Annotated in this window: 10 protein-coding genes; 9 read left to right on the top strand and 1 reads right to left on the bottom strand. The window is 63.6% G+C overall.

Annotation, left to right across the window (positions count from 1 at the left end; all coding sequences use genetic code 11):
- Positions 1 to 14: 14 nt before the first annotated feature.
- The 4 genes from KJQ12_RS17405 to KJQ12_RS17420 all read left to right on the top strand — a co-directional run bounded on the left by KJQ12_RS17405 (position 15) and on the right by KJQ12_RS17420 (position 2866).
- Positions 15 to 1190, top strand: a complete 1176-nt coding sequence (locus KJQ12_RS17405; RefSeq protein WP_213486455.1) for an amidohydrolase — start codon at positions 15 to 17, stop codon at positions 1188 to 1190.
- 45 nt (positions 1191 to 1235) lie between these two features.
- Positions 1236 to 1727, top strand: coding sequence for a DinB family protein (locus KJQ12_RS17410; RefSeq protein WP_213486456.1), 492 nt, complete (start codon positions 1236 to 1238; stop codon positions 1725 to 1727).
- A 201-nt stretch (positions 1728 to 1928) separates the two neighbouring features.
- The gene (locus KJQ12_RS17415) at positions 1929 to 2321 is read left to right on the top strand and encodes a VOC family protein (protein WP_213486457.1); all 393 of its coding nucleotides are present in this window, start codon (positions 1929 to 1931) and stop codon (positions 2319 to 2321) included.
- Positions 2318 to 2866, top strand: coding sequence for a histidine phosphatase family protein (locus KJQ12_RS17420; RefSeq protein WP_213486458.1), 549 nt, complete (start codon positions 2318 to 2320; stop codon positions 2864 to 2866). Before KJQ12_RS17415 ends, KJQ12_RS17420 begins: the two co-directional genes overlap by 4 nt.
- A 39-nt stretch (positions 2867 to 2905) precedes the next feature.
- Here the strand turns inward: KJQ12_RS17420 and KJQ12_RS17425 are convergent, their stop codons facing one another.
- On the bottom strand, positions 2906 to 3919 hold the full coding sequence (locus KJQ12_RS17425) for a LacI family DNA-binding transcriptional regulator (RefSeq protein ID WP_015255293.1): 1014 nt from the start codon (positions 3917 to 3919) through the stop codon (positions 2906 to 2908).
- A 57-nt stretch (positions 3920 to 3976) separates the two neighbouring features.
- On the opposite strand from KJQ12_RS17425, the gene KJQ12_RS17430 reads away from it, so the two are divergent.
- The 5 genes from KJQ12_RS17430 to spoVAE all read left to right on the top strand — a co-directional run bounded on the left by KJQ12_RS17430 (position 3977) and on the right by spoVAE (position 6642).
- A complete protein-coding gene (locus tag KJQ12_RS17430; protein WP_213486461.1) occupies positions 3977 to 4090 on the top strand; it encodes an RbsD/FucU domain-containing protein in 114 nt (37 codons plus the stop codon).
- 178 nt (positions 4091 to 4268) lie between these two features.
- On the top strand, positions 4269 to 4511 hold the full coding sequence (locus tag KJQ12_RS17435) for a hypothetical protein (RefSeq protein WP_213486463.1): 243 nt from the start codon (positions 4269 to 4271) through the stop codon (positions 4509 to 4511).
- Between the two features lie 271 nt (positions 4512 to 4782).
- Positions 4783 to 5274 carry a stage V sporulation protein AC gene (gene spoVAC / locus KJQ12_RS17440; RefSeq protein ID WP_015255291.1) on the top strand — a complete coding sequence of 164 codons (492 nt, stop codon included), beginning with the start codon at positions 4783 to 4785 and terminating at the stop codon, positions 5272 to 5274.
- A 2-nt stretch (positions 5275 to 5276) separates the two neighbouring features.
- The gene (spoVAD, locus tag KJQ12_RS17445; protein ID WP_213486465.1) at positions 5277 to 6290 is read left to right on the top strand and encodes a stage V sporulation protein AD; all 1014 of its coding nucleotides are present in this window, start codon (positions 5277 to 5279) and stop codon (positions 6288 to 6290) included.
- A 1-nt stretch (position 6291) separates the two neighbouring features.
- Positions 6292 to 6642 (top strand): stage V sporulation protein AE, encoded by a 351-nt coding sequence (gene spoVAE, locus KJQ12_RS17450; RefSeq protein ID WP_213486468.1) that lies wholly within the window; start codon positions 6292 to 6294, stop codon positions 6640 to 6642.
- Positions 6643 to 6741: the final 99 nt, after the last annotated feature.

The following is a 6741-nucleotide window of genomic DNA, read 5'->3' on the forward strand; positions in this document are numbered from 1 at the left end:
GGGAGGGCGGAACGATGAGCGGCCGCACGCCGGCCGGACGATCGGCGGAGCATCTGGCGCAGCGGCTCATCGCCATCCGGCGGGAACTGCACCGCCATCCCGAATTGTCACATGAAGAATTCGAGACGACCGCGCGGATCCGCGGGTGGCTGAAAGCGGCCGGCATCCGGATCGCGAGCCGCTATGCGCTGCGCACCGGCGTCATCGCCGAGGTGGGCGGGCTGCGGGAAGGGCCCGTCGTGGCGCTCCGCGCCGACATCGACGCGCTGCCGATCCAGGAGGAGACGGGCCTCCCCTTCGCATCGGAAGTCCCGGGCCGGATGCATGCCTGCGGCCACGACTTCCATACGGCCGCGATCATCGGCGCCGCGCTGCTCCTGAAGGAGCGGGAGGCGGACTTGCGCGGCACCGTGCGCCTGATCTTTCAGCCCGCCGAGGAGAAGGCGTCCGGCGCGCGCCGCGTGATCGCGAGCGGGGCGCTGGACGATGTCAGCGCCGTCTTCGGCTTGCACAACAAGCCGGACCTGCCTGTCGGCGCCTTCGGCATCAAGGAAGGCCCGCTCATGGCCGCGGCGGACGGCTTCCGCGTCGAAGTGGAAGGGCGCGCTTCCCATGCCGCCGTTCCGGATGCGGGCATCGATCCGGTCGTGGCCAGCGCCCATATCGTTACGGCGCTGCAGTCGATCATCAGCCGCAGCGTCAGCCCGCTGCAGAGCGCTGTCATCAGCGTGACGCAGCTGCACGGCGGCACCGCGTGGAACATCATCCCGGATCGGGCGGAGTTCGAAGGCACGATCCGCACATTCGACCGGTCGGTGCGATCCCGCGTGCGGGAGCGGTTCGAGCAGGTCGTCCGGGGCACCGCCTCCGCTTTCGGCGCACGGGCGGCCATCCATTGGATCGAAGGGCCGCCGCCGGTCCGCAACGATGCCCGGCTGGCCAAGCTCGCGGAGGCCGTTGCGGCCGAGCTCGGCCTGCGGGCGGTCGTCCCCGTCCCGTCGGCGGCCGGGGAAGACTTCGCGGTCTACCAGGAGCAGGTGCCGGGGCTGTTCGTGTTCGCCGGAACGAACGGGCCGCAGGAATGGCATCACCCGAAATTCGATGTCGACGAGCGCGCGCTGGCGCCGGCCGCCGCCTTCTTCGCGGCGCTCGCGGAACGCGCCCTGGCGGATGCGCGGAGCGCATCCTGACACGCCGGCGGGAACCAACCGACCCATCGACAGGAGGTATGCAAGTTGAGTGGACAAGCGGATGTTCAAGCTTTTCTGGATACGTACGGACAACTGCAGGAGGCGATCGCGGGCCTGTCCGGAGAAGCGCTGCGCTGGAAAGAGGCGCCCGGCAAATGGAGCGTGACGGAAGTGCTCGCGCACCTCGCCGACCACAGCATCGTGACGTCGTTTCGGATTCGCGCCATACTGGCGGGAGACGCGGCCCGTCTGCCCGCTTTTGCCCAGGACGCGTGGGTGGCCGGGCAGAAAGCGAACGAGGCCGGGGCGGCGGACATTCTGGCGGCTTACGGGGCGCTGCTGCATTACAACGCGCAATTGCTCGGCCGGCTGACCGAAGCGGAACTGGCGAAGACGGGCGTCAACGCGAAGGGCGAGACCGTCAGCATCGCGGACCTCATACGGGGCTTCGTCCGGCACGTGCACCATCACCTGGGCCAGATCGACCGCATCAAACAGGCGCAGCGGGCCGCGGGGTTGCATGCGCCGAAAGCTTGACGAATGCCGAAGCGGCACGAACGAACCGGGGCAGGGACAACCTGCTCCGTTTTTTTTGCGCCCGGGGGCTCGAATGTTTGACAGAGAGATGCAGACACGGGCGGAAGATGCCGTTATGGACGGGAGGAAATAATTGTATTACAATTAATTTCACAATATGAAATAAAGTTTCATTAATTGAAACACAGGAGGCGGGGGATCGTGGCTTACCGTTTTGACGGTCTTGACCATGTCCAGCTGGCTGCTCCGGAAGGCTGCGAAGCGGCGGCGCGCAAGTTTTTCGGCGGCATATTGGGCTGGGAGGAGATTCCGAAGCCCGCAACGCTGCAAAAACGCGGCGGCGTCTGGTTCCAATGCGGCGCGCATCAGGTGCACATCGGCGTGCAGCGGGATTTTGTACCGGCAGCCAAGGCCCATCCGGCTTTTCACGTGCGGAATCTGGATGCGCTTCGCCGGCATCTGCTCGCAAGCGGTGTGCAGATCACGGACGATGACGCAAGGGCCGAAGAAGGCGTCGGACGTTTCTACATCCATGATCCCTACGGCAACCGGATTGAATTTATGGAAAAGCGGGTGACGGACAAGCGGCAATGAAACGGATCTATCTCGTCAGGCATTGCAAGGCGGCCGGCCAGGAGCCGGAGGCGCCGCTCACCGAAGAAGGCGTGACGCAGGCGGAGCGGCTGGCGGACTTCTTCGCGGGGATGAAGGTTGACCGCATCGTGACCAGCCCGTTCGAACGCGCCATCGCAACCATCCGACCGTACGCCGCCAGAAGCGGAATCGCGATCGAAACGGACGGCCGCCTGAGCGAACGGGTGCTGTCGACGGAACCGCTGCCCGATTGGATGGAACATTTGAAGATATCCTTCACCGACATGGATGCCAGACTTCCGGGCGGCGAATCGTCGCGGGAAGCGATGGAGCGGGGGGCCGGCGTCATCGAGGAATGCTGGCGGCGGCCGGAGTCGAATACCATCGTGGTAACCCACGGCAACCTGATGGCGCTCATCCTGAAAGCATGCGATGACCGCTTCGGCTATGAAGCATGGAAAAGTCTTACGAACCCCGACGTCTACGAGCTCCGCAAGGCCGATGGGACGCGGGAGATCAGCATAAGACGATTGTGGGAAGCCTGATGAACGCCGCGGTGCCGAACCGCCGCGATCACGCCGCGTTCAAACCGGAGGCGCCGTCGATTTTCGCAGAATGAGGGCGGTCGGCAACACGATCCGCTTCCGCGGGCGGTCTTCGCCCCGCGCGCGGATCCGCTCGATGAGCAGCCGCATGCCGGTATGACCGAACTGGTATGCCTGCTGGGCGGCCACGGTGACGAACGGATCGGCGCCGGCGAACGGGCCGAAATCGTCGAAGCCGGCGACCGACACCTGCTCCGGCACCCGGATGCCGCGGGCCCGCAGCAGACGGATGACATGCAGCGCGAGCACGTTGTTGCCGGCGACAATGGCGGTCGGCAGCGGATCGAGCCGCTTCAGCCATGCCTCGATGGCCGCCGGATCATGCTCGAGCCCGAATCCCGCCTCCAGCACATAGCGCTCGTCATAGGCCAGGCCGAACGTCTTGAGCGCTTCGCGATAGCCTTCCTGCCGGTACCGCGCGCTCGAGACGGCCAGCGAGCCGTTGACCAGCGCGATCCGCCGGTGGCCCAGTTCCGCCAGATGCCCGACGAGCTGCCGTGCCCCGGAAATGCTGTCGCCGAGCACGACGTCGCATTCGATGCCGGGCACTTCCCGGTCGAGCAGCACGAACGGCACCTTGTGCTTCCGGAGCCGCTCCAGGCTCGGGAGCGAAGCGTCGCCCGAAGGCGCGATCAGCGCCCCGTCGACGCGCGTCTTCAGGATCGTCTCGACATAGTTCGATTCCTTGTCCGGGCTTTCGTCGCTGTTGCCGAACAGCAGGCGGAACCCGTTCTCGGCCGCGGCATCCTCCGCGCCGCGGGCCAGCGTCGTATAGAACGGATTGCGGATATCCGTCACGAGCAGGAACAGGATTTTCGACTCTTGCAACACGAGGCTGCGCGCCATGCCGTTCGGCACGTAGTGCAATTCCTCCATGACCTTGAGCACACGCTCCCGAGTCTTCTCGCTTACGCGCTCCGGCTGGTTGATGACCCGGGACACGGTCATGGCCGACACATTGGCCTTCGCGGCAATGTCGTAGATTGTCACCATTCCTGCGACCGCTCCTTAACCACGTTAACTTTTATTTATATTACCGGATTGTAAGCGTTGACATCAACCGGCTCCTGCGAGCGGGCCAAACGGGTTTGCGCGGTCATTGCGACCGGCGAAACGGCACTGTACGCCCATCTTTTTCTGAAGAAAGGTGTCGTCATCGAATAAAAGTCCCGGCCCGGGCCGACGATCCGGTCTCAATTGACATCAAGCGACAATACTTCCTATAAATACGACAATACTTCCTATTTACGCTATCCTGATCGGCTTTATACAATAGAACCAGTTGGGACAACATCAGGTGTGACATCGCTTGAAAGCATCAAGCCGATTGGAGGAACCTGTTGTGTTGGTCGCGTTGGATGTCAAGCGGATTCTGGAGCAACTCGGCATCGACTTCAAGCGTTATGAAGAGTGGATGGCGCAGCCGTCATCCGATGATGCCGGCGAGAAAGCCGGCACGGAAGAGAAGAAGCGGTCGTCTTTCTATCGGCTCATACGAACAGGCCGCCTGGCAGACGGACAGCGTCACAGTTGCCGCATCCGACCGGTCAGCGAAGAACAACTGGGAGCAGCCGGCATAAGATAGAAGCGCACCAACCGCGAAAGGAGCCGAAGGGGTGAGCCGACTCGGGCTGTTGGTCCTGCTGTTGTACGTGCTTCTTGTCCTGATTTTTGTTTTTGCCGCTGCCTTTTGACATTGTCCCCATGCTGCTGGAGCCGCATGCCGTGCGGCTCTTTTTTTGTGCGCTCGGAAGGGTCTTGCGGCGGAGCGGAGGCGGCTTTCGGGAGGCATAACGCGTGTCGAATCGGCAAACAATGTAAGGCGTAAGATCGTAAGTGACAGGAGGGTTCGTCAAGTGGCGACCAGAACCGCCGGGAAAGGCAAATTCAAGCCGATGTCGATGTCGTCGAAAGAGTACAAGACGTTCGCGAAGCAGCGCGAACCTTCCCGTTCCGTTCTGCAAAACTGCGTTCGGGCGTTCGTTTCGGGCGGCCTGATCTGCGTGCTCGGCCAGGCGATCCAGAACGGCTACATGTCCTGGATGAAACTGTCGTCCATGCAGGCCAGCAACCCGACCGTCGCGACGCTCATTTTCATCTCGGTGCTGCTGACCTGCTTCGGCGTGTATGACAAGATCGCGCAATGGGCGGGCGCGGGCTCTGCCGTGCCGGTGACGGGCTTCGCCAACTCGATGTGCTCGGCGGCACTGGAACACCGCGCCGAAGGGCTCGTGCTCGGGGTCGGCGGCAACATGTTCAAGCTTGCCGGATCGGTTATCGTATACGGCACGGTCGCCGCATTCGTCATCGGGCTGATCCACGTCATCTTCGGGCTCAGGGGGCACTGAACATGCTGCGCGGCAAGCAGACCTGGTGGTTCGAGAACCGGCCCGTCATCATCGGCACGGGAACCGTCGTCGGCCCGGACGAAGGCGCGGGGCCGCTCGCGGCCGACTTCGACCTTGTCCACGCCGAGCTCGATCTGAACCAGAAAAGCTGGGAAAAAGCGGAGCGGCTCCTGCTCGAACAGGCTTCCGACTTCGCGATCAAGAACGCGGGCATCCGGAAAGATCAGGTGCAGTTCTATATCGGCGGCGACCTGCTTAACCAGCTGATCAGCAACAGCTTCACCGCTCGGGACCTCGGCCTGCCGTACATCGGCGTCTTCGGCGCCTGCTCGACGTCGATGCAGTCGCTGGCGCTCGCGGCGCACCTCGTCAATTCCGGCACGGCGGAGTATGCGATGGCGGGAACGTGCAGCCATAACTGTACGGCGGAAAAACAGTTCCGTTACCCGACCGAATACGGTTCGCAGAAGCCGCCGACCGCGCAGTACACGGTGACCGGCGCAGGCGCGGCCGTCGTCGCCGCATCGGGCAGCGGTCCTGTCATCACCTGCGCGACGATCGGCAAGATCATCGACCTCGGCATCTCCGATCCGTTCAACATGGGCGCGGCGATGGCGCCGGCCGCCGTCGACACGATCCAGACGCACTTCAACGACACGGGGCGGATGCCGGCCGATTACGACATGATCGTGACCGGCGATCTCGCGACCGTCGGGCACCGCATCGCCGTCGACCTGTTCGCGCGGGACGGCGTGCCAATGCAGGATACGGTATTCAGCGATTGCGGGCTGATGATCTACGACATCGAGCGCCAGAAAGTGCAGGCCGGCGGCAGCGGGTGCGCCTGCTCGGCGGTCGTCGCCTACGGCCATCTGCTGAAACGGCTGCAGCGCGGCGAACTGAAGCGCATCCTCGTCGTCGCCACCGGAGCGCTGCTCTCGCCGCTGTCCTATCAGCAGGGCGAGACCATTCCGTGCATCGCGCACGCGGTCGCCATCGAAAGGGGAGACGCCTGATATGCAGTACTTGTGGGCTTTCATCGTCGGAGGCGGCATCTGCGTCCTCGGGCAGCTCATGTTCGACGTCCTCAAGCTGACGCCGGCGCACACCATGTCGACTCTGGTGGTGATCGGGGCGATCGCGGACGCCCTGGGCTGGTACGAGCCGCTCATCGAGTTTGCCGGAGCGGGGGCGACAGTCCCGATTACGAGCTTCGGCAACGCCCTCGTCCACGGCGCGCTGACCGAGCTGCAGAACACCGGGCCGCTCGGCGTCATCACGGGCATGTTCAAAGTGACGAGCGCGGGCATATCGGCGGCGATCATCTTCTCGTTTCTGGCTGCGCTGGTCGTCAGGCCGAAGGGTTGAAAGGAAGGCTGCTCGAATCGAGCAGCCTTCAACTTGTGTATGGCGTGCCCAGAAAGCACGTATCTTCTAGCCGGTGAAAGTCCGGCCACGGGAGGGGCC

The organism is Thermobacillus xylanilyticus, assembly GCF_907165215.1.
Lineage (GTDB): Bacteria > Bacillota > Bacilli > Paenibacillales > Paenibacillaceae > Thermobacillus > Thermobacillus xylanilyticus.

Bases quoted from the DNA above. Each gene is read 5' to 3' on its own strand.
- KJQ12_RS17420 (WP_213486458.1), top strand. From the start codon at position 2,318: ATGAAACGGATCTATCTCGTCAGGCATTGCAAGGCGGCCGGCCAGGAG.
- spoVAD (WP_213486465.1), top strand. From the start codon at position 5,277: ATGCTGCGCGGCAAGCAGACCTGGTGGTTCGAGAACCGGCCCGTCATC.
- spoVAE (WP_213486468.1), top strand. From the start codon at position 6,292: ATGCAGTACTTGTGGGCTTTCATCGTCGGAGGCGGCATCTGCGTCCTC.
- KJQ12_RS17405 (WP_213486455.1), top strand. From the start codon at position 15: ATGAGCGGCCGCACGCCGGCCGGACGATCGGCGGAGCATCTGGCGCAG.
- KJQ12_RS17425 (WP_015255293.1), bottom strand. From the start codon at position 3,919: ATGGTGACAATCTACGACATTGCCGCGAAGGCCAATGTGTCGGCCATG.